This is a genomic window from Ulvibacter antarcticus (assembly GCF_003688405.1).
Taxonomy (GTDB): domain Bacteria; phylum Bacteroidota; class Bacteroidia; order Flavobacteriales; family Flavobacteriaceae; genus Ulvibacter; species Ulvibacter antarcticus.
In genome coordinates this window covers 90,014-110,407 of sequence record NZ_REFC01000013.1, presented here as the reverse complement: position 1 = coordinate 110,407, position 20,394 = coordinate 90,014, and the positions used below count along the sequence as shown (strand labels likewise).

The 20,394-nt window shown below is 36.6% G+C and carries 20 protein-coding genes; 7 read left to right on the top strand and 13 right to left on the bottom strand.

Annotated features, from left to right (window positions below):
- The first annotated feature begins 123 nt into the window (after nt 1-123).
- The 7 genes from BXY75_RS09345 to BXY75_RS09315 all read left to right on the top strand — a co-directional run bounded on the left by BXY75_RS09345 (nt 124) and on the right by BXY75_RS09315 (nt 6,713).
- Nucleotides 124-315 carry a cold-shock protein gene (locus tag BXY75_RS09345; protein ID WP_121907488.1) on the top strand — a complete coding sequence of 64 codons (192 nt, stop codon included), beginning with the start codon at nt 124-126 and terminating at the stop codon, nt 313-315.
- A gap of 198 nt (nt 316-513) precedes the next feature.
- On the top strand, nt 514-1,965 hold the full coding sequence (locus tag BXY75_RS09340; protein WP_121907487.1) for a RimK family protein: 1,452 nt from the start codon (nt 514-516) through the stop codon (nt 1,963-1,965).
- A gap of 1 nt (nt 1,966) precedes the next feature.
- Complete coding sequence (locus BXY75_RS09335) at nt 1,967-3,193, top strand: carboxylate-amine ligase (RefSeq protein WP_121907486.1); 1,227 nt, start codon at nt 1,967-1,969, stop codon at nt 3,191-3,193.
- On the top strand, nt 3,184-3,867 hold the full coding sequence (locus BXY75_RS09330) for an N-formylglutamate amidohydrolase (protein ID WP_121907485.1): 684 nt from the start codon (nt 3,184-3,186) through the stop codon (nt 3,865-3,867). Before BXY75_RS09335 ends, BXY75_RS09330 begins: the two co-directional genes overlap by 10 nt.
- Before the next feature lie 49 nt (nt 3,868-3,916).
- Nucleotides 3,917-5,440: a carbon-nitrogen hydrolase family protein gene (locus tag BXY75_RS09325; RefSeq protein WP_121907484.1), complete on the top strand. Its 1,524-nt coding sequence runs from the start codon at nt 3,917-3,919 to the stop codon at nt 5,438-5,440.
- A 37-nt stretch (nt 5,441-5,477) separates the two neighbouring features.
- Nucleotides 5,478-6,263, top strand: a complete 786-nt coding sequence (locus BXY75_RS09320) for a class I SAM-dependent methyltransferase (RefSeq protein WP_121907483.1) — start codon at nt 5,478-5,480, stop codon at nt 6,261-6,263.
- 3 nt (nt 6,264-6,266) lie between these two features.
- Nucleotides 6,267-6,713, top strand: coding sequence for an SRPBCC domain-containing protein (locus BXY75_RS09315; protein ID WP_121907482.1), 447 nt, complete (start codon nt 6,267-6,269; stop codon nt 6,711-6,713).
- Here the strand turns inward: BXY75_RS09315 and BXY75_RS09310 are convergent.
- The 13 genes from BXY75_RS09310 to BXY75_RS09250 form a co-directional block, all read right to left on the bottom strand.
- Nucleotides 6,710-7,042 carry a hypothetical protein gene (locus tag BXY75_RS09310; RefSeq protein ID WP_121907481.1) on the bottom strand — a complete coding sequence of 111 codons (333 nt, stop codon included), beginning with the start codon at nt 7,040-7,042 and terminating at the stop codon, nt 6,710-6,712. The genes BXY75_RS09315 and BXY75_RS09310 overlap by 4 nt on opposite strands.
- Nucleotides 7,043-7,122: 80 nt before the next feature.
- Nucleotides 7,123-8,064: an NAD(P)H-dependent flavin oxidoreductase gene (locus BXY75_RS09305; protein WP_121907480.1), complete on the bottom strand. Its 942-nt coding sequence runs from the start codon at nt 8,062-8,064 to the stop codon at nt 7,123-7,125.
- 2 nt (nt 8,065-8,066) lie between these two features.
- On the bottom strand, nt 8,067-9,695 hold the full coding sequence (locus BXY75_RS09300; RefSeq protein WP_121907479.1) for a S8 family peptidase: 1,629 nt from the start codon (nt 9,693-9,695) through the stop codon (nt 8,067-8,069).
- Between the two features lie 123 nt (nt 9,696-9,818).
- A complete protein-coding gene (locus BXY75_RS09295; RefSeq protein ID WP_121907478.1) occupies nt 9,819-10,502 on the bottom strand; it encodes a T9SS type A sorting domain-containing protein in 684 nt (227 codons plus the stop codon).
- Between the two features lie 154 nt (nt 10,503-10,656).
- Nucleotides 10,657-11,340, bottom strand: a complete 684-nt coding sequence (locus BXY75_RS09290; RefSeq protein WP_121907477.1) for a T9SS type A sorting domain-containing protein — start codon at nt 11,338-11,340, stop codon at nt 10,657-10,659.
- A 12-nt stretch (nt 11,341-11,352) separates the two neighbouring features.
- The gene (gene mnmA, locus BXY75_RS09285; RefSeq protein WP_121907476.1) at nt 11,353-12,546 is read right to left on the bottom strand and encodes a tRNA 2-thiouridine(34) synthase MnmA; all 1,194 of its coding nucleotides are present in this window, start codon (nt 12,544-12,546) and stop codon (nt 11,353-11,355) included.
- Nucleotides 12,547-12,660: 114 nt separating this feature from the next.
- On the bottom strand, nt 12,661-13,359 hold the full coding sequence (locus tag BXY75_RS09280) for a toxin-antitoxin system YwqK family antitoxin (RefSeq protein ID WP_121907475.1): 699 nt from the start codon (nt 13,357-13,359) through the stop codon (nt 12,661-12,663).
- Nucleotides 13,360-13,461: 102 nt separating this feature from the next.
- Complete coding sequence (gene yidC, locus BXY75_RS09275; protein ID WP_121907474.1) at nt 13,462-15,351, bottom strand: membrane protein insertase YidC; 1,890 nt, start codon at nt 15,349-15,351, stop codon at nt 13,462-13,464.
- A gap of 123 nt (nt 15,352-15,474) precedes the next feature.
- On the bottom strand, nt 15,475-17,091 hold the full coding sequence (locus tag BXY75_RS09270) for a CTP synthase (RefSeq protein WP_121907473.1): 1,617 nt from the start codon (nt 17,089-17,091) through the stop codon (nt 15,475-15,477).
- A gap of 126 nt (nt 17,092-17,217) precedes the next feature.
- Nucleotides 17,218-17,490: a DUF3820 family protein gene (locus BXY75_RS09265; RefSeq protein ID WP_121907472.1), complete on the bottom strand. Its 273-nt coding sequence runs from the start codon at nt 17,488-17,490 to the stop codon at nt 17,218-17,220.
- Nucleotides 17,474-18,007: a DUF922 domain-containing protein gene (locus BXY75_RS09260; protein WP_121907471.1), complete on the bottom strand. Its 534-nt coding sequence runs from the start codon at nt 18,005-18,007 to the stop codon at nt 17,474-17,476. Before BXY75_RS09260 ends, BXY75_RS09265 begins: the two co-directional genes overlap by 17 nt.
- Before the next feature lie 49 nt (nt 18,008-18,056).
- Nucleotides 18,057-18,464, bottom strand: a complete 408-nt coding sequence (locus tag BXY75_RS09255) for an OsmC family protein (RefSeq protein ID WP_121907470.1) — start codon at nt 18,462-18,464, stop codon at nt 18,057-18,059.
- Nucleotides 18,461-20,368, bottom strand: a complete 1,908-nt coding sequence (locus BXY75_RS09250; RefSeq protein ID WP_121907469.1) for a LysM peptidoglycan-binding domain-containing protein — start codon at nt 20,366-20,368, stop codon at nt 18,461-18,463. Before BXY75_RS09250 ends, BXY75_RS09255 begins: the two co-directional genes overlap by 4 nt.
- Nucleotides 20,369-20,394: the final 26 nt, after the last annotated feature.

Sequence of the window (20,394 nt, the reverse complement as noted above, 5' to 3'; positions counted from 1 at the left end):
AAAACTATCGTTCCTTTATAATGTCAGAATATTGAATATTTTAAAATAAAACCCTAATAAGTAAAGAATTATAACATTATAGTATTATCTTCGCATCTTATAATAATTATTTAAATTTTAGTAATGAGTAAAGGAACAGTAAAATTCTTCAACGATACCAAAGGATTTGGTTTTATCACAGAAGAAGGATCAAACAAAGAACATTTTGTACACATCTCTGGATTAATCGATGAAATTCGTGAAGGTGATGAAGTAGAATTTGATCTAACAGAAGGTAAAAAAGGATTGAACGCAGTAAACGTAAAAGTTTTATAAAATACGCTTTAACTTTTTTAAAAGTAAAAACATCCGCTATTCGCGGATGTTTTTTTTTGCGCCAAATTGAAATAATTAGTTTTAACAAGCCCATTTTTCTCAATTTTACACCTTGTTCTCTTAGCAATTAATAAATTGTTAATATTGTTTAAGAAATCGAGAAATAGCATACATTTGATATGATACTTAAATCATTAAATGAACAAATTTATTGTCGTAGACAATCCTAAAAATTGGGACTTTTTAGGTAAAAATATTCCTGTAATCTCTTCTCAAGAGTATCTTACAAATCCTATTTTTGCAAAAATTAAGAGCGCAAGAGTTTTTAATCTTTGCCGAAATTATTCCTATCAATCTAAGGGGTATTATGTTTCACTTTTGGCAGAAGCTCGAGGTCACTTACCAATTCCCACGATCAAAAACCTTGTGGATCTTAAAGCACCGAAGTTGGTTCGGATAGTTTCTGAAGAGTTCGACGATCTTATTCAGCAAAGCTTCAAAAGTATAAAATCGAAAGAATTTGTATTAAGCGTCTATTTTGGTCAGAACGTGGCACTCAAATATAAAGACCTTAGTGCGATGTTTCACAAACACTTTCAGATCCCATTTTTACGTATAAAATTTATCCATAATAAGAGATGGAAGATTCAGAGTATCAAGGCGATATCTCTGGCTGAAATTCCGGATGAACATCAAGAAAGTGCTAATGACTTTGCTCTTCAGTATTTTTCTAAGAAAAGATACGATACGCCTAAACCTTCAAAGGCCATTTACGATCTGGCAATTCTGGTCCAACAAAATGATCCGGCACCGCCAAGTAATCCGAAAGGAATTAAAAAATTTATTGAGATTGCTGAAAAGCTTAATTTCTACGTGGAAGTAATAAGCCCAAAAGAATTATCGCGACTTTCATCTTTCGACGCTCTTCTCATTAGACAAAGTACCGAAGTGCATAATGAAGCTTACGCTTTTGCAAGAAAGGCGCAACAAGAAAATATTGCGATTGTAGATTATCCTGACGCTATTTTAAAATGCTGCAACAAGGTATTTATGGCAGAAGCCCTTGAGAACGCGGGTATTCTGGCACCAAAAACGATTATTGTTCATCAGGACAATGTAAAGGAAACATTGGAGAAAATAAAGCTTCCATGTGTATTGAAAGCGCCGGATTCGACTTTCTCCTTTGGCGTAAAAAAAGCAAAAACTGAAGAAGAATTCTACTCTCTTGTAAAAAATATGCTTCAGGAATCTGAGCTTATAATTGCTCAAGAATTTTGCCCTTCAGAATATGATTGGCGAATTGGAATTTTAGACGGCGAAGCAATTTATGCATGTCGGTATTATATGGCGAAAGGTCATTGGCAAATCTATAATTGGGATGCAAAAAAGAAAGATGATCAGGACGGAAATGCCGATTGTTTAGCGATTGAGGACGTTCCGAAAGAAATCCTGGAAACAGCGCTTAATACCGCTAAAATTATGGGATTGGGTCTCTACGGAATTGATATTAAAGTGGTGAATGGGAAACCATTGGTTATTGAAATAAATGACAACCCAAATATTGATGCTGGCGTTGAAGACGCTTTTTATGGGGATCTGGTGTACACAAAAATAATCGAAGCATTACTAAAACGTTTAGACGACAAATAATATGAAATATCATCTTTTTGAAGTTTTTGGTATTGAGCTCGAATATATGGTTGTGAGTTTGGATAAACTAAAGATACTTCCTATTGTTGACCAACTTTTAACTGCAAAACATGGCTCATTGACTTCGGATGTAAGCAACGGTGATGTTGAATGGAGTAATGAGCTTGTTGCTCATGTTGTAGAAATGAAGACCAATGGTCCAACGTCCAATTTAAATGGCCTGTCGGATGAATTTCATAAAAATGTAGTAGAAATGAACTCTCTTTTAGCTTCATTTAACGCAAAATTGTTACCTACCGCTTCACATCCCTTAATGGACCCCAAAACCGAAATGCAATTATGGAAACATAGTTACAGTGAAATATATGCGCTATACAATCGAATCTTTGATTGTAACGGACATGGATGGTCGAATGTGCAAAGCATGCATATAAATCTTCCATTTGCAAATGATGAAGAATTTGAAAAACTACATGCTGCCATTCGAGTTTTACTTCCTATAGTACCAGGTTTAAGTGCTAGTTCTCCCATTTTCGAAGGAAAATATACAGGATTTAAGGATGCTAGAATGGAGGTTTATAAAACAAACCAGAAAGAGATTCCAGAAATGACTGGGAAAGTTATTCCAGAACAAGTTTTCAGCAAACAAGAATACTTTGATCAAATTTTCCAGCCTATCAATAAGGCAATAAAACCATACGATACAGAGAATATTTTGGATCATCATTTCCTTAATTCCAGAGGAGCAATTGCCCGTTTCGATAGAAACGCTATAGAAATTAGGGTCGTGGATATTCAGGAATGTCCAAAGGCAGATATTGCAATTGCAGTACTTATCATCGAAACATTAAAATATCTTGTATATGGCAAATACACCTCTTTAAATGATCAAAAGTCATGGCATGAAAATGACTTGTTTGCCATCCTGAACGATGTTATAAAGGACGGAGAGACTACATTGATTAAAAACATAGCGTATCTCAGCCTTTTTAAAATTGAAGACGAAGCAACGGTAGCACAAATTTGGCGTTCACTATATGATCAAATAAAGCATCATATATCGTTGGAATACCAATCTACTCTTGAAATCATTTTGAAGCAAGGAAGTCTATCTACCAGAATAATGAAAGCCACAAACGGAGACGAAAGTCCTGAGGCTATTTTGAAGGTTTATCAGCAGTTAGGTGACTGTCTGCAACAAAACAAACTATTTATAGGATGCAACTAATTTTAAGTTGTGAACATGGAGGCAATGAAATTCCTGAGCAATATAATAGCTTATTTAAAGGAAAACAAAGTTTGTTGAATTCACATCGTGGTTATGATCCAGGCACCTTAGATTTGTTCAAATACCTTCAGAAGCTCGCAGTATTTTCAAAAAGCAATACTATAAGTAGACTACTTATTGAATGTAATCGATCTTTACATCACCCTAATCTGTTTTCAGAAATCAGTAAAAGCTGTACTTCAGAAACCAAAAAACAATTGATAAAAAGTTACTATTTACCTTATCGAACGGCAATTGAAAAGGAAATTGAATTGCTTTTAAAGAATGGAGATCAAGTTTTACATATTTCACTTCATTCCTTTACACCTCGATTAGAAAAGGAAGTTCGAATCAATGATATTGGCCTACTGTATGATCCCAAAATCAAAGCTGAGAAAGATTTTTCAAGTAAATTAAAATCGGGACTTTTGTCCGAAAACGATCAACTAAAAATTCGTTATAATTACCCATACCGTGGTAATGCAGACGGCTTTACGACCTTTCTTCGGAAAAAATTTAAACAAAACTATATTGGAATTGAACTTGAAATAAACCAATCCCTTCTAGAAGACTTGAAATTCTCAGAAAACTTAAAAAAACAATTAAAAAATACCATAAAACAACTAATTAGTTGATAAATGTTAACTTTACATATCCAACTAATAAGCTTGGAACCAATATACTATGATGAACGATATTGAAAATATAGAACTAAAGTTCTTAACAACAGATGACTACCAGGAATTAAAAACGGCAATGATTGCTTCCTATTCTAATATGGAAAACACCCATTGGACAGAGCTTCAAATTCAGCGGCTCATCGACCAGTTTCCAGAGGGCCAGGTGACAATAAAAATCAATGGCGAATTAGCAGGATGCGCCTTATCAATAATTTTGGATTATGATAAGTTTGATGAGCATCACAGCTATGAAGAAATTACAGGAAAGTATACCTTTAGTACACATACTAATGACGGGGATGTGCTCTACGGGATAGATGTATTCATAAAACCGGAGTTTCGCGGACTGAGATTAGGGCGTCGTCTTTATGATTATCGTAAAGAACTTTGTGAACGCCTAAATTTAAGAGGTGTTGCTTTTGGAGGTAGAATTCCAAATTATCATAAATATTCAGACAAATTATCACCAAAGGAGTATATCGATAAGGTAAAGCGTAAAGAAATTCACGATCCTGTTTTTAATTTTCAGATTTCAAACGACTTCCATCCTTCAAAAATTCTAAAAAATTACTTGGAAGGTGATCATGATTCTAATGATTATGCGGTTCTATTAGAATGGGACAATATCTACTATGAAAAGAAACCTAAAAAAGCAGCGACTGTTAAGAAGGTGGTGAGACTTGGTTTAATTCAATGGCAAATGCGTCCATATAAAGATTTTGATGAGCTAATGCAGCAAGTTGAATTTTTTGTAGATGCTGTTTCCGGATACAGATCAGATTTCGCTTTATTTCCTGAATTTTTTATGGCGCCTTTAATGGCAGAAAATAATCATTTAGCGGTACCGGATGCGATTAGAGAACTCGCAAAGCATTCAGAAGCCATAGTTCAGAAATTTGTAGAGTTGGCAATGTCTTACAATATAAATATCATTTGCGGGAGTATGCCTGAAGTAAGAGAAGGGAAACTATACAATGTAGGTTATTTATGTAGAAGAGACGGTTCAACCGAACGATACGAAAAATTACACGTTACACCAGATGAAGCTAAAGTATGGGGATTACAAGGTGGAAGTGCACTCAAAGTTTTTGATACCGATTGTGGTAAAATTGGTGTTTTAATTTGTTATGATTCCGAATTCCCGGAACTAAGTCGATTGCTCGCCGATGAAGGTATGGACATTTTATTTGTCCCTTTCTTAACCGATACACAAAACGGTTATTCGCGGGTACGCCTTTGTTCTCAGGCGCGTGCTATTGAGAACGAATGTTATGTCGCAATCGCGGGAAGCGTTGGGAATTTACCTAAAGTGGAAAATATGGATATGCAGTATGCGCAATCGATGGTTTTTACTCCATGTGACTTTGCTTTTCCTGCCACCGGAATAAAGGCAGAAGCAACTCCAAATACTGAAATGATACTTATTGCCGACGTCGATATTGATCTACTAAGACAATTAAATCAGTTTGGTGCTGTAAAAAACTTAAGAGATAGAAGGTTGGACTTATTTGAGTTGAAGAGAAAATAATTCTACTGACTTTCTGCGCCACTTTAAATTATATTTTATGGCCAAATACGACACTATTGGTAAAACCTACAATCAAACACGTAAGGCAGATCCTTTTTTAGTCGAAAGATTGTACCGCCATTTAAATGTAATTGGTAATGGTAATTATTTAGATATTGGATGTGGAAGTGGCAACTATACAAACGCACTTTATGAACGAGGTGCGAATATCATTGGTATTGACCCTTCTGTTGAAATGCTTCAGAAGGCAAGATCTAAAAACCCTATAATAGATTACAAATTAGGAGTAGCCGAAAAAATTAATTTGCCAGATGATTGTATGGATGGTGTTACGGCATTTCTTACCATTCATCATTGGACGGATCTAGAAAAAGGTTTTCAGGAAATTGGGCGTATCCTTAAGCCTGGCGGTAAATTCGTGATCTTCCACTCCACTCCGGAGCAGATGAAAGGCTATTGGTTAAACGAGTACTTTCCGAAGATGCTTAAAGACTCAATGAAATTGATGCACACTTCCGAAGTGATAAAAACGGCGATGCAAAAGGCTGGGATTGAATTTGCAGGAATTGAAAATTATAGCGTAAGTTCCGAGCTTGAAGATTTGTTTCTTCAATGCGGAAAATATGATCCCGAAATCTATTTTAGACCTGAAATTAGAAGTGGAATATCCTCATTTGCTGCAGTTGCCAACAGAGACGAAGTTACTTCAGGTTTAGAAAAATTAAGGAAAGATATTGATAATGGTGTGATTCAAAAAATCATGGAAAGCTACGAAAGTGATGTTGGAGATTATTTGTATATTTTAGGTCAAAAGACTAAATAATAGATGAACATACCGATTAATGTAAAGGATACCATTTTTAAATCTTCATCTGAAGTGTTTGAAGCCATTGTGAACCGTGATAAAATCATCGGTTACTTCGTTTCATCGGCAAGTGATTCTATTTCTGAAGGGAAAGATATCAAATGGGAATTCAAAGAATATAATGTTTCATTGCAAGTAAAGGTAAAGAAGGTCATAATTAATGAATTCATTTCTTTTGAATGGTCTGCCACAGGAGAAATCGCTTTGGTCGAAATACGACTAAGCTCTGATACGGCAAATGTTACCACAATCGATATCACTGAGAAACCGTATCAAACAAAGGAAGAGGAAATAAAAAAAGCCTTACAACAAACGCAAGGCTGGACCGATTTCATATGTTCTTTAAAAGCTTATTTGTACACCGGAATCAATTTACGAAATGGCCAAATGAACACAAAAATCAACTAAGGTAATTCGTGCTCTCCGACACCTTCTCGGACAGTCTCTATTGATCCAGATTGGATATCTTCATAGTAATTAAGGAAAATTGGATCTTCATTACGAAGTAAATCGACTATCGCATGATAACTATCATTCGGATAGTGAATTTTTGTTAAACCTGCTGTAGACTCATCAGTGTCAGGCATCGTACTGCTATCTATATAAAAAAGGGCAATCCCAATGCGGTTTTTCTTACTATCGTATAAATGAATGATCGCGCGACGTTCTTCTCTGCTTGAGCTCCTTTTACCCCCACCCAAATAGGTGATTTGATAACTTTCAATTGCAGTAGCCATAAATATTTGGTTAGTTTTCTGAGTACAGAAACACAGTTAGTTCCTTAAATATAAGACTTTTAAAACAAATTTTAAAACTTCTATAATTTTGCGACTTCTTTTTTAGCAATTTCAAATTCAGCAATCATATCTTCTACAATTTGTGCTGCAGGCCTAATATCATGGATAAGTCCGGCGATTTGGCCAATTTCTAATTCTCCGTTTTCGAGATCACCTTCAAACATTCCTTTTTTGGCTCTTGCTCTTCCTAAAAGTTCTATTAATTGTTCTTTGGAAGGGTTTGTAGTATATAGTTGCATCACCTCTTCGAAGAATTTGTTTTTCATCATTCGAACGGGAGCCAGCTCTTTTAAGGTTAGTAAGGTTGCGCCTTCTTTAGCATCTACCACCAACTTTTTAAACGCCCGATGAGAAGAAGATTCTTCCGAAGCTACAAAACGACTACCTACCTGTACAGCATCTGCTCCTAATACCATTGCTGCTAACATTCCACGACCGGTTGCAATACCACCAGCGGCTATTAGCGGAACTTTTAATTGTTCCTTCACCATTGGTATCAACGTGAATGTTGTAGTCTCTTCACGTCCGTTATGCCCTCCCGCTTCAAAACCTTCAGCTACAACAGCATCTACTCCGGCGGCTTCAGCTTTTAATGCAAATTTTACACTGCTAACTACATGAACTACGGTAATCCCGTTTTCCTTAAGTCTTGCTGTATGTGTTTTAGGGTTTCCGGCAGAGGTAAATACAATTTTTACTCCTTCAGAAATAATAATATTTATAATCTCCTCTATATTGGGGTACAACATAGGAACATTCACCCCAAAAGGTCTGTCGGTTGCTTTTTTACACTTCACAATATGCTCACGAAGTATTTCCGGATACATAGATCCAGCACCTAACAATCCTAAACCACCGGCATTACTCACAGCACTGGCAAGACGCCATCCACTGTTCCAGATCATGCCGGCTTGTATAAGAGGATATTTTATTCCAAAAAGCTCGGTAATTTTGTTTTCCACTACTACTGCTTAATCAATTTAAAGCTATTAGTTTTCCCTTCTGAAGAAATTGATGCGATGTACATTCCACTCGTTAACTGAGAAACATCTACCGAATTGTTTTCCGAAGAAACGGTTGTATTTATTAATTCCTTTCCTATAACATTGTACAATCTAAAATTTGCTGTTGTTACATTCTTCGGAAAAGAAATATTGACCTTATCTACAACGGGATTCGGATAAACTGCAAACTGCTCTTTAAGTAATTGCTCTTCAGTTCCCAATACCTGAAGTAATTGGAATGCATCAAAAAAGTTTGGTATTCCATACCCCATATTATTGTTTGGAGTATTATAAAGGTGTGCCGATTCTCTAACCACTTGCATAATCATATGATTAGGAACCTCAGGACGTAATTGCCAAAGACTTGCAACAGCACCTGCCATAATAGGAGAACTAAAAGATGTTCCACTACTGCTTCCTACACTACCGTTGGTTTCAATCACAGCAGCACTCAACCCTTGAGCCATAACGTCTGGTTTAACTCTTCCATCGGCTGTTGGTCCTTTCGCACTAAATCCAACGTAATCACCATTCGAATCTACCGCTCCTATAGTCAATACTCCAGGAGAATCTGCAGGGCTTCCCATCCATGGAAAAGATCCGCTATTTCCATTATTTCCAGCCGAGTTCACCATAATCATTCCTTTATCGAATGCATGATTTCCACCCCTAGAACCTAAAGCTGTTTGCCCATCCATATCTGCATAGGTGTAATCGTAGCTTGAATTATCAAAATCTCTGTAACTTAAAGAAGTATTTACTACACGAACACCTAAGCTATCTGAACGTTCTAAAGCTTCAACCCAGTACGCTTCTTCAGCAGGGGTTTCGCTATTTCCATCTTCAGTTACGAATAAATAAAATGAAGCATTTGGCGCTGTTCCAGCAAACGAAGGACCTCCTACCAAAAGTCCGGCAATGTCACTTGAAGTATTCAAACCATGAGATCCTGTCCCATCTGCATTGACCTCGCGCTCTACAAAATCGTAAGTACCTAAAAGTCTGTTTTCGTTAATTACATGTGAAAACGCAGGATTGGTCATGACACCTGGAAATCCATTATCCAAAACAGCAACTAAGATTCCTTCACCTGTATAATCTTCTTCATGCAAATAATCGACTGCCAGCATAGTTGTTTGATTTAATGCAGCACCATAATTGTAAACAATATTACTCACAGGTGTTTCCATCCCAAATTTATCTTCCGGGTTACCTGCTATAGGAGTAAAATTTAAACTGTCGTCCATAAACTCAATTTCAGTTACAAAAGACAAATTTGCTAAGTTTTGAATATTTGTTTGAGACCCACGTACATAAACTGTATTTAACCATTTTGATTTTGCCAAAACAGTAACACCAGAAGCATTTTTTACCTGAGTAACATAATCTTCATTTACAGGTACATCGCGCTCGTCTATTGGCGTACCGTGTAAAGTTTTACGGTCGATAGCAGCCTGCGTCATAATCGAAATAGGATTTGCAATCGAAACCGCTACATTTTCTTTATCCGCAAAATAAACCAGAGCGTCTTCCTGCGCATTCATTAATGGAGCCGATAAAACGGCTAAGAGTAATAGTAATTTTTTCATAATATTTTTTAAATAAGATTGATTCAAAAAGCAGATGGTATCGACAAATAATCGCACTTTTTTATAGGATTCCAAATATAACACAAAGTCTTATATTAAATGGTGAAAATTCTAGTCTAATATCTAGTCTTTCAGTAGGGTAAAACTCGATACTTTATGTGCTACAAGGACAGTAACAAAATACGTACCAGATGCAAGATGTGATACGTCGATTCTTTTATTTTCTGAAGAAATTTCTTGATTCAAGATTTCGACACCAATCACACTATAAAGATTTACAGTTGCACTGCCAACCTCAGCAGCTAATTCAAATTGAATCTCATCTTGAACAGGATTAGGGTACATTTTAACAAGCACCGGTTTTAATTGATCTTCAACTCCAAGAACACACAAATTTGTAATTGTTGGATCATCTTCTGCAAAACTACTATCATCAGAAAGATCTGAAATAGTGTCCCCACCTGTGGTCATTCCTTCAGCAACCGCTTGGTTTATAACATGCTCCTCATTTAAGTCGTCCTGAGTAAGTGCATATACTCCAGTGAAAGTTGTGGTATCGACCTCACCCGGATTTAATGAAATTGGACTTCCAGTAACATCAATAAGAATGTCGGACACCATGATATTTTCAATTAGTTCGGTACCATAATTAGAAACTTGAAAAAAGTAGGAAATAGTCTCACCAATACTTGCACAACCATCATCATTCTCGTCGTTGAATTGAGCTTGTTTAACTAGCCCCATTTGAGCTTGTGAAAATGCAAAAGTGCACGAACATAAGGTTAAGCAAAATAATAATTTTTTCATTCTATTTTATTTAAGCAATTAGAACAATATCTAACAACGATATTATAGCGAATACGCAACAAACTGATTCTCAGTATTTGCGAATCGCGACCAATCAAATATAACATAAAGTCTATTAAAGGCTAGTCTAGAAATGAGCAATTTCGATTGGAATCTAGTTCTTTATCAAGGTAAAACTTGATAATTTATGTGCGCCACGAACTGTCACAATGTAAGTGCCAGATGCGAGATGTGATAGGTCAACACTATTTTTTTCTGAAGAAATTTCATGTTTCATAATTTCCACACCAACCATATTATAAAGATTTACCGTTGCGTTTGCTACCTCAGCAGCTAATTCAAATTGAATCTCATTTTGAACAGGATTAGGGTACATTTTAACTAGAACCGTCTTTAGTTGATCTTCAATTCCCAGTTCACGAAGGACTATGACCGTTGGATCATCCTCAAAATAACTATCGCCATCAGATAAATCCATAACAATATCGCCCGAAGTAGGTGTTCCATAAGCAACCGCCTGATTCAAAACTTCACCATGATCGATATCTGCCTGACTGAGTTCGAATGCTGCGGTAAAGGTAGTTGTATCTGTTTCTCCTGGATCCAAATTTATTGGACCACCCAAGACAGTAATTAAAGGATCAAAAACTCCTACTTCTGTTAAAGGTTCATCCCCATTATTTAATACAGAAAATGCAAAAGAGATGGTTTCTCCTTCATCGGCTTCATCATTTCCATTTTCGTCGTTAAAAGTACCAACTTTGATAAGTGCAATTGAAGGTTGCGAATAAACTAAAGAACTAATAAGCAATGCAACTAGTAGTAGTATTTTTTTCATATGTTATACTTTTTAAGCAATAACACCGCTACCTAACAACTCTTCGTTAACATACCAAGCAACAAACTGACCTTCAGTAATTGCCGATTGCGGATTATTAAAGATAACATAAAGTCCGGAGAAAGTTTGGTGTAGTGTCGCTTTTTCCAAAGGCTGGCGATAACGTATTCGAGCCAAGACCTCCAAGGTTTCATTTTCTTCCAGCCTTAAATCTTCGCGAATCCAATGTACTTCATCTTGTTTCACAAAAAGTCCACGACGATACAATCCGGGGTGATTCTTTCCCTGTCCTGTATAAATCACATTTTCTTTTACATCGGTGTCGATTACAAACAAAGGCTCCTGAGTCCCGCCAACTGCAAGTCCTTTTCGTTGTCCTTTCGTAAAATAATGTGCTCCCTGATGTTTTCCTACTGTTTTTCCATCGTCCAAGGAGTAATGTGGTTTGGCCGACAAATATTTTAGTTCATCTTCTTCGGAAGTGAAATCGGGTGTTTCTTTTTTGTATTCTGAAAAATCTGAAGGCACTTCAACGATAACGCCTTCTTTAGGTGCCAGTTGTTGCTGAAGGAAATCGGGAAGTCTCACTTTTCCAATAAAGCAAAGACCTTGCGAATCTCTTTTCTCGGCAGTGATCAATCCTTGTTCTGAAGCTATTTTACGTACCTCAGGTTTCAGAAGTTCTCCAACTGGAAATAATGTTTTCTCTAATTGCTGTTGTGATAACTGACATAAAAAATACGACTGATCCTTATTGGGATCTTTTCCGGAGAGTAATTGATATATCTCTTTTCCACCCTTCTGAAGCGTTCCTTTTCTACAATAATGTCCCGTAGCCACAAAATCTGCTCCCAATTGAAGGGCGATTTTCATAAAGACATCAAACTTAATTTCTCTATTACAAAGTACATCCGGGTTTGGAGTTCGTCCCATTTTGTATTCATGAAACATATAATCCACGATACGCTCCTTGTACTGTTCAGAAAGATCTACCGTTTGAAAGGGAATTCCAAGTTTATCGGCCACTAACATTGCATCATTGCTGTCTTCCAGCCATGGGCATTCGTCAGATATAGTTACTGAGTCATCATGCCAATTTTTCATAAAAAGGCCAATCACTTCATAGCCTTGCTCCTTTAAAAGGTAGGCTGCTACACTGGAATCTACTCCACCGCTCAATCCGACTACTACTCTTTGCTTTTTCATCTTAATACTGCAAAATTACAAAATATCTAAGCTAATTCTCATGCAAAAAACAAATCCCAAATTCCGAAACAATTGCCTTGGAATTTGGGATTTATGTTTTGGTATTTCGGCTGCTTAATTCTCTACGATATTTAGAGGTTTTGGGTAAGTTTCTTCCAATTCTACCTTTCCATTTTTATAATATTTCCAAAGCCCATCTTTCTTTCCTTTCTTGTACTGCCCTTCAATCGTCACATTTCCGCTTGAGTCGTAATACATGGCTTCACCTTGCAACGCATCATTTTTGTAATTAAGTTTTTTCAGCAAAACACCTATTGGAGAATAATAATTATTGGGACCTTCCTTAGAACCATTTACATAGGTTATTTCTTCAGTTATCTTTCCGTCGGGATAATAGGTGATTTTTTGACCGTCAAGATTTCCATTATTATAATTTTCCCGCGTCATTACCGTTTTAGATTTCTTTTGATAATATAACCACTCACCAACACGATTCTTTCCATCCATTTTACCCTCGCTTACCAGCTTTCCTTTTACAGTAAAATATTGAACATCTGCCACGGCATCACGAGTATTGAACTCTTTAATCACCATAGGCTGATTCTTGCAATCTTCACAATAGAATTTAAAGGTTCCTACTTCTTTTCCATGATCGAAAGTACCTTCATATCGGATTTGCTTGTTGCCGGGGTGCATTTTCTTCCATAAACCATGACGATTGCCTTGGGCATCCAGCTGATTAATATCGGCCTGAGCAATTAGTGGAGCGGAACTAAAAATAATTCCGAAGAAAAAAATAAATAAAAGCCTCATAGATATACTATTAATTGTATTCTCTAAACGTAATATTTTAGAAAGTATTGAACACTATCTCAAAAAAGATGCCTTTCTACTCAAACAGCTATGTAATCTGAATTACTTCTTCTTAGATGCGTTTTTCTGCTGCTCTGCCTGCTCCATCATATCTGCCATTTTCTTCTGAAACTTATTCTGCTTTTTAGGTGACTTCTTTTTTACCTGAATCTTCGCATGAATTTTTTCATCATCAATAATAAAATTCTTAATCACTAACATAATTCCGATAGTAATAAGGTTGGAAACAAAATAATAAAGTGATAATCCACTAGCGTAGTTGTTAAAGAATACCAACATGAAGAGTGGAGACAAATACATAATGAATTTCATATTTGGCATCCCAGGTTGCTGCTGTGCCTGCATTGTTTGCCCTGTAGTCATCATCATGTATATAAAAATGGCAATAGATGCAAGGATTGGGAATAAACTCACATGATCACCATAAAATGGAATATGAAACGGCAATTCGGCAATCTTATCGTAACTGGAAAGATCTTCTGCCCATAAGAAACTCTTTTGTCGAAGATCAAAGGCCGATGGGAAAAATGTAAACAAGGCGTAGAATACCGGAATTTGAAGCAAGGCCGGCAAGCATCCCTTTAACGGACTGGCGCCTGCGACATTTTGAAGCTTCATCGTTTCTTGTTGAATCTTCATCTTATTATCCTTGTACTTCTCACGAATTTCGTCTAATTCTGGCTTTAACACCTTCAATTTTGCTTGAGATAAGTACTGTTTGTATTGTACCGGCGATAATGCCAATTTAATTAAAATAGTAAGTACAATAATCGCAATACCTGCAGGAAAGAATGCACTTAAAAATCCGAATAAAGGGATGATAATATACTTATTAATCATTCCAAATATTCCCCAACCCATTGGCATTGCTTCATCCAAATTACGATCGTATTTTTTGAATATTTTATAGTCTGTAGGCCCATAATACATATTCATATTATAGGAAATACCGCCACCTTTAGGCTCCAGTAACATCTTAGCACCGTACTGCTTAGTATACAATGTGTCAACCTCTTCATCCTCAACAAGATCAACTGAACTAAGTGATACCTCTTTAAACGGTGTATTAGTTAACAACATCGAACTAAAGAAATGCTGACGAAAATTCATCCATGTCACATCTTTTTCTATCTCATCATCTTCCCCATTTGGCGCCAATTTCGAATGTTTATCATCCTCATACTCGTATGTTAGACGAGAATATCTGTTTTCATAGCTTATACTTTTCGCATGTCGATACCCCTTTAATCTCCAATCTAATGATATAGGTTGAGAAGTATTGATCACGCCATCAAGACCTTCAGTTTTTACATCGAAATTAAGCATATACTCCCCTGGCGTTAACTCATAACGATACTCGATATAGGAGTTGGCAGCGGTTTTAAGGCGCATGGTCAACACACTATTTTCACCATTTTTAGTAAGTGAAGGTTCGAAAAATAATTCTTCAGAATTTAGTAAACGGTTCTCTGCCGAAAACTGAAGATTTAAAGAAGCATTTCCGTCCTGAATCATATAAATTGGTACAGAATCGTACTTCACAAAATTCTTTAATCGCGCTTCTGTAATGTAGCCCCCTTTATTACTTACTTCAAGATATAGCACATCATTTTCAAGCACCGTAACGGCATCTGAAGCAGATGGCAAAGTTCCAGAATAAGCAAAAGATCCTAATCTGTTTTTAAGTTTATCGAAGGCTAAAGAATCGCCTGGAGTAGCGATTGCCATTTCCTCAACAGCTTTATCGATTGAAATATCGGTAGTTTTATTTGCTTCGGAAGCTTCCTTTTCTGCAGCTGCTGCTTCAGTACGTGCTTTTTCGGCTAGAACTTCTTCTTCTGAAGGTTTGTTTAGATATAACATCCAAACTAAAATTGCTCCAATTAATACAAACCCTATCAGTGAGTTTACGTCAAATTTCTTTTCTTCCATATCTTACTACCGTATTGGTAAGTACTTTTTCTTCCGAAGAAATTTCAGAAGACATTATTTAAATTATTCAATCAATTGTTAGCAACAATAACGCCTCTTTCAAGATTACGCCAAATTGTCGTGTTACTTTTTCGCAGCATATTCACTCGCGGCTTTTACAAAAGCTACAAATAATGGATGCGGGTTGGCAACAGTACTCTTATACTCCGGGTGATATTGCACTCCCACGAACCATGGATGCGCAGGAATTTCTATGATTTCCACCAAGCCTGTCTCAGGATTCAAACCTGTGGCCATCATGCCGGCTGCTTCCAGTTTTGACTTATAGGTGTTATTGTACTCATAACGATGTCTGTGCCTTTCATTGATCAACATACTATTGTAAATCGATGCTACCAGACTACCTTCTTTTAACTCACATTTCCAAGAACCTAATCGCATAGTCCCACCTTTTTTAGTAATGGTTTTTTGCTCTTCCATAAGGTTGATCACCGGATCACTAGTGTTCTCATCCATCTCAAGAGAATTAGCATTCTTTATGTGAAGCACATTTCTTGCGTATTCAATAACTGCCATTTGCATTCCCAAGCAAATTCCTAAGAATGGTATATTATTTTCCCTGGCGTATCGAACCGCAGCAACTTTACCTTCAATACCGCGTTCCCCAAATCCTGGCGCGACTAATACAGCATCCAGATTTTTAAATTTTTCAGGGATATTCTTGTCATTGATAAATTCTGAATGAATAGACTCTACATTCACTTTTACCTCATTCGCTGCTCCGGCGTGAATAAAAGATTCCAGAATAGATTTATAACTGTCCTGAAGCTCCACATATTTACCGATTAACCCAATAGTAACTTCACTTTTAGGATTTTTATGCCGCTGTAAAAACTGATTCCATCGCTCTAAATTAGGCTCATTCGCCTTTTCAAGTTTTAGTTTCTTAAGCGTAACCGTATCCAGACCTTCCTCGAGCATCATGTTAGGAACATCGTAGATTGTAGAAGCATCTATAGACTGAATTACTGCGTCTAGTTTCACATTGCAAAATAAGGCTAATTTTCTTCTCAGTTCATCAGACAATTCATGTTCGGTGCGGCATACCAAGATATCCGCCCGTATTCCACTTTCCATCAATGTCTTTACAGAGTGCTGTGTAGGCTTGGTCTTCAATTCTCCAGCAGCAGATAGATAAGGTATTAAGGTTAAATGAATTACCAAGGCATTTTCATCTCCCATCTCCCATTTTAACTGGCGCACAGATTCTATGTAAGGCAATGATTCAATATCACCTACTGTTCCACCAATTTCCGTGATAATAATATCGTAATCACCGGTTTTCCCGAGCAACTGAATTCGTTCTTTAATCTCGTTTGTGATATGCGGAATTACCTGAACAGTCTTTCCTAGAAATTCTCCACGGCGTTCCTTCTCAATTACACTTTGGTAAATTCTACCGGTAGTGACATTGTTTGCCTGTGAAGTCTTGACATTTAAAAAGCGTTCATAATGACCAAGATCGAGATCTGTTTCTGCACCATCGTCGGTAACATAACACTCTCCATGCTCGTATGGATTTAAAGTTCCGGGATCTACGTTAATATAAGGGTCCAATTTCTGGATTGTCACACGATACCCTCTGGCTTGTAGCAATTTAGCCAATGAAGCCGCGATAATCCCTTTTCCTAATGAAGATGATACTCCGCCCGTAACGAAGATGTATTTTGTAGTGTTCATGAATGCAAATACTATAATAACTATACGGGATGCAAAGGTACAGTATTATTGCAGAAGGAAACAAAGATTTATCAATAATCGACTAGTTCCGGAAAAAACTAATTATCACTATTTTTAATAATAATTCTAATCGTCTCCAAGGTAGCGTGGTTTCTTCTCCACTAAAGGTTTGAGCAGATGCTCTAAACCATTAACTTTAATCTCGTCCATTTCCTGCATCATGGCACCCAATTTCCCGGGCGGGAATCCTTTTTGTTTAAACCATGTAAAATAAGGTTCGGGGATTTTTAGGAGTAATTCTCCTTTGTACTTTCCAAAGGGCATTCGGTAATTTGCTAATTCTGCCAGATGTTTAGGATCAGGCCCAAAAGCATTCGATGTGTTATCTCCAGTGCTCATAAGCCTTCAGTTGTTTTGCAATATACGCCTCCCATTGATATTCCATTTCCTCGTTCTTTGAATGTTCCGATTCTGCATCGAACTTATTTTGCATCTCTCTGCGATCTTCTTCAACCTTTCTATAAAGTGGTTCTATTTCTTTCTTTATGTTTTTAGTAAAGGTCGCTTCGGAAATAAGGCGACGTAATTTACGAGCATGCAATTCTGAAATATCAAAATGTGCCTGCTCGTGTTTCAGAATATATGGTGAAACCAAACCACGTTTGTACCAGGATTCCTTCGGATAAAAAAAACTTTCAACCGAGAAATCATATGTAATATCATCATTCTTATATTTGAAGGAATACGAAAAAGAAATACCCGAATTTGTACTTGCTACAAAATCGGCTCCTTTATTGGGAACGCCTTTAAAATCGGCCCAACTTAACTTTCGTGAATTACTCCAGTTAATCTTTTCCGGATCGCTTTCCGAAGGATAAGAAAAAAGAATAAGTAATATTATTGAGAGTATTTTCATTTAAAATAAACGAGGAAATTAGTGATTTATTGGCAGGCAATCTTCAATCCTAGTTTCCCCAATTAAAAACCACTTCCTTTTCTATATCTGGATGTAAACTGTAGTGTACAGGACAAGTATTCGCTGTATTTTGAAGAATTTTTCTAGATTTAGCATCTATATTTTCCGGAAGCTGCATCACTACTTCAATACGAGAGATCCTTCTTGGGTTTGCTGCCATCGTTTTTGTCACTATAGCCGTACTCCCCTGAAGATCGACCTTTAAATCTCTTGCCTTAATCCCCATCATTGTTAGCATGCAATTGGCTAGACCAGTGGCAACAGTATCGGTTGGTGAAAATGCTTCCCCTTTACCATTGTTGTCTATTGGTGCATCGGTAATAAAAGTGCTTCCCGATTTAAGGTGTTCGTTCTCTGTACGAAGTCCGCCGAGATAGGTTACTTTAGAAGTGCTCATTCTACGATTTCAAAATCCAGATTGTTCTTATACTTGATGATATATGTAGCCAGGTTTTGGTAACCATTGCTATTATTTTTCGTGTATCTGAATTTATTTTCAACATATTCTGTTTCATAATCTCCTTCCGATGCCATATAAATATCATCATCCGATGCCAAACGTAATAAGACGTCATAAGTAATATCAAATCCCCTTACTGCATAACGATTAGGGTATACGCCATATTTGTTCTTATAACTCACTAAAAAGGGAGCTTTATCTTTATAATCGTAGCTCTTATTTACCGAAGGAAACGTAAAGTTCAACTTCGCCAAATGCATATTCGATATATCGTGATAATCGTAGGCATCATTCTTGTCCAAAGTAAACAACCTCAGCTTAAAATCTGATGGTATCCCATTTAGAAGTCCTACTACATTACTAATAATCACCGGATCTCCGGATTCAAGTATCACCCAATTCTCAACTCCTTTTACTAGTTTGGCGTTAATATCTACTGCATACAAGAAACCCTTATCTCTAGGTGACATCGTTTTTGCATTCGGTAATTCCTTTACAATAGCAGCCTTTTGAGCACTTCTTTTGACATCCGAAATGAGCAATATATTTTTATCGGTTCCTTTTTCTTTCAGAAATTTTAGCATCGAACGTCTTAACATATCATCGGATGGCAATGTCTGAAAGAAATTAGATGACATTTGCATTTCACGATTACTAAGAGGGGAAAAAATAGGCGTATTTGATGATCTCAACAAAGCAGCTGCCTTTTCAACATTTTTTTGGCGTAGCGGTCCTATTACTGCATCAACATTGCCAAAACCGCTACCTGATAAGATAGATGCAGTTTTACTTTCACTACCTTGAGTATCATAAATATTGAGATTTACAGATATCCCTTTGTCTTTAGCAAATTCGGCGGCCATTAACACTCCACTATAAAAATCCAGCGCTACACGGAGTAAACCGCCTTTTTTAAGTAATTCGGTATTAGAGCTAACTGAATCACCATCTACTTTTTGCAATTCGAAAGGAAGCAAAATTGCCAGATTCTTCTTCTTCAAATTAGTGATTCGATTCTCAAGATTTACAACAACGGCTTTTTCTGAAGTTAACATCTCTATGTTTTTCTTCGGAATTTTAAGTATCATCCCTTCTTTCAAACCATCTTTGGTGTAAGGGTTTAGCGCTACAATTTCTTCTTCGGAAAGACCTAGTTTTATTTTTAATCTGAAAAATCCTTCTTTAGGTTGCACCTCGTAAAAATCATAGTCGTCATCTATGGTTGCCGAGCCTATTACTGCTTTTTCAGGCACATTTAAAATGGTACCCATCTGAAGGTTTTCACCCATAGTTGGATTTAATTCTTCAAGCTCGGCTATAGTAATACCGTACTTTCTTGCAATCCCATATTTGGTTTCTTTTGCTTCCACTTTATGGATAGCTGAAACCGGCGTTATGTTTCCATTAGAAGGATCGGTCCCAATTATACTTTTCACCCGAATTGGGATTTCAATCTTCTCCCCTTTTTTTAGCTGTCGTGAATACAACTCCTTATTGTATTTCTTCAGATCATCCACAGAGATATTGTACAACTGCGAAATGCTGAACAAAGTTTCTTTTCTTCTAACCTTATGCTTTTTAAATTTTACATCTTCAGAAGTCTGACTTACTGATGAAGCATTAGGAATGATCAATAGTGCGTTTGTTTTTACACTTTCTTTCACGTCTGGGTTCAACTTATAAATATCGGCAGTGGTCACTCCGTATTGTTTGGCGATGCTAAAAATTGTCTCGCCTTTCTTTACATAATGACTTTTATACTGCTCTTGTTGTTGCTGCGCGATAGATCCACATCCTACGCTAAAAACGAAGAGAAAACTGATATATACTACTAATTTCATCTAATATGAGGTTTAAATTTCTTTAA

Coding starts and splice junctions, on each gene's coding strand:
- BXY75_RS09265 (WP_121907472.1), bottom strand. CDS start 17,490: ATGAGCACTGGAGATAACACATCGAATGCTTTTGGGCCTGATCCTAAA.
- BXY75_RS09345 (WP_121907488.1), top strand. CDS start 124: ATGAGTAAAGGAACAGTAAAATTCTTCAACGATACCAAAGGATTTGGT.
- BXY75_RS09310 (WP_121907481.1), bottom strand. CDS start 7,042: ATGGCTACTGCAATTGAAAGTTATCAAATCACCTATTTGGGTGGGGGT.
- BXY75_RS09250 (WP_121907469.1), bottom strand. CDS start 20,368: ATGAAATTAGTAGTATATATCAGTTTTCTCTTCGTTTTTAGCGTAGGA.
- BXY75_RS09320 (WP_121907483.1), top strand. CDS start 5,478: ATGGCCAAATACGACACTATTGGTAAAACCTACAATCAAACACGTAAG.
- BXY75_RS09340 (WP_121907487.1), top strand. CDS start 514: ATGAACAAATTTATTGTCGTAGACAATCCTAAAAATTGGGACTTTTTA.
- BXY75_RS09290 (WP_121907477.1), bottom strand. CDS start 11,340: ATGAAAAAAATACTACTACTAGTTGCATTGCTTATTAGTTCTTTAGTT.
- yidC (WP_121907474.1), bottom strand. CDS start 15,351: ATGGAAGAAAAGAAATTTGACGTAAACTCACTGATAGGGTTTGTATTA.
- BXY75_RS09330 (WP_121907485.1), top strand. CDS start 3,184: ATGCAACTAATTTTAAGTTGTGAACATGGAGGCAATGAAATTCCTGAG.
- BXY75_RS09255 (WP_121907470.1), bottom strand. CDS start 18,464: ATGAGCACTTCTAAAGTAACCTATCTCGGCGGACTTCGTACAGAGAAC.
- BXY75_RS09270 (WP_121907473.1), bottom strand. CDS start 17,091: ATGAACACTACAAAATACATCTTCGTTACGGGCGGAGTATCATCTTCA.
- BXY75_RS09325 (WP_121907484.1), top strand. CDS start 3,917: ATGATGAACGATATTGAAAATATAGAACTAAAGTTCTTAACAACAGAT.
- BXY75_RS09295 (WP_121907478.1), bottom strand. CDS start 10,502: ATGAAAAAATTATTATTTTGCTTAACCTTATGTTCGTGCACTTTTGCA.
- BXY75_RS09335 (WP_121907486.1), top strand. CDS start 1,967: ATGAAATATCATCTTTTTGAAGTTTTTGGTATTGAGCTCGAATATATG.
- BXY75_RS09315 (WP_121907482.1), top strand. CDS start 6,267: ATGAACATACCGATTAATGTAAAGGATACCATTTTTAAATCTTCATCT.
- mnmA (WP_121907476.1), bottom strand. CDS start 12,546: ATGAAAAAGCAAAGAGTAGTAGTCGGATTGAGCGGTGGAGTAGATTCC.
- BXY75_RS09280 (WP_121907475.1), bottom strand. CDS start 13,359: ATGAGGCTTTTATTTATTTTTTTCTTCGGAATTATTTTTAGTTCCGCT.
- BXY75_RS09300 (WP_121907479.1), bottom strand. CDS start 9,695: ATGAAAAAATTACTATTACTCTTAGCCGTTTTATCGGCTCCATTAATG.
- BXY75_RS09260 (WP_121907471.1), bottom strand. CDS start 18,007: ATGAAAATACTCTCAATAATATTACTTATTCTTTTTTCTTATCCTTCG.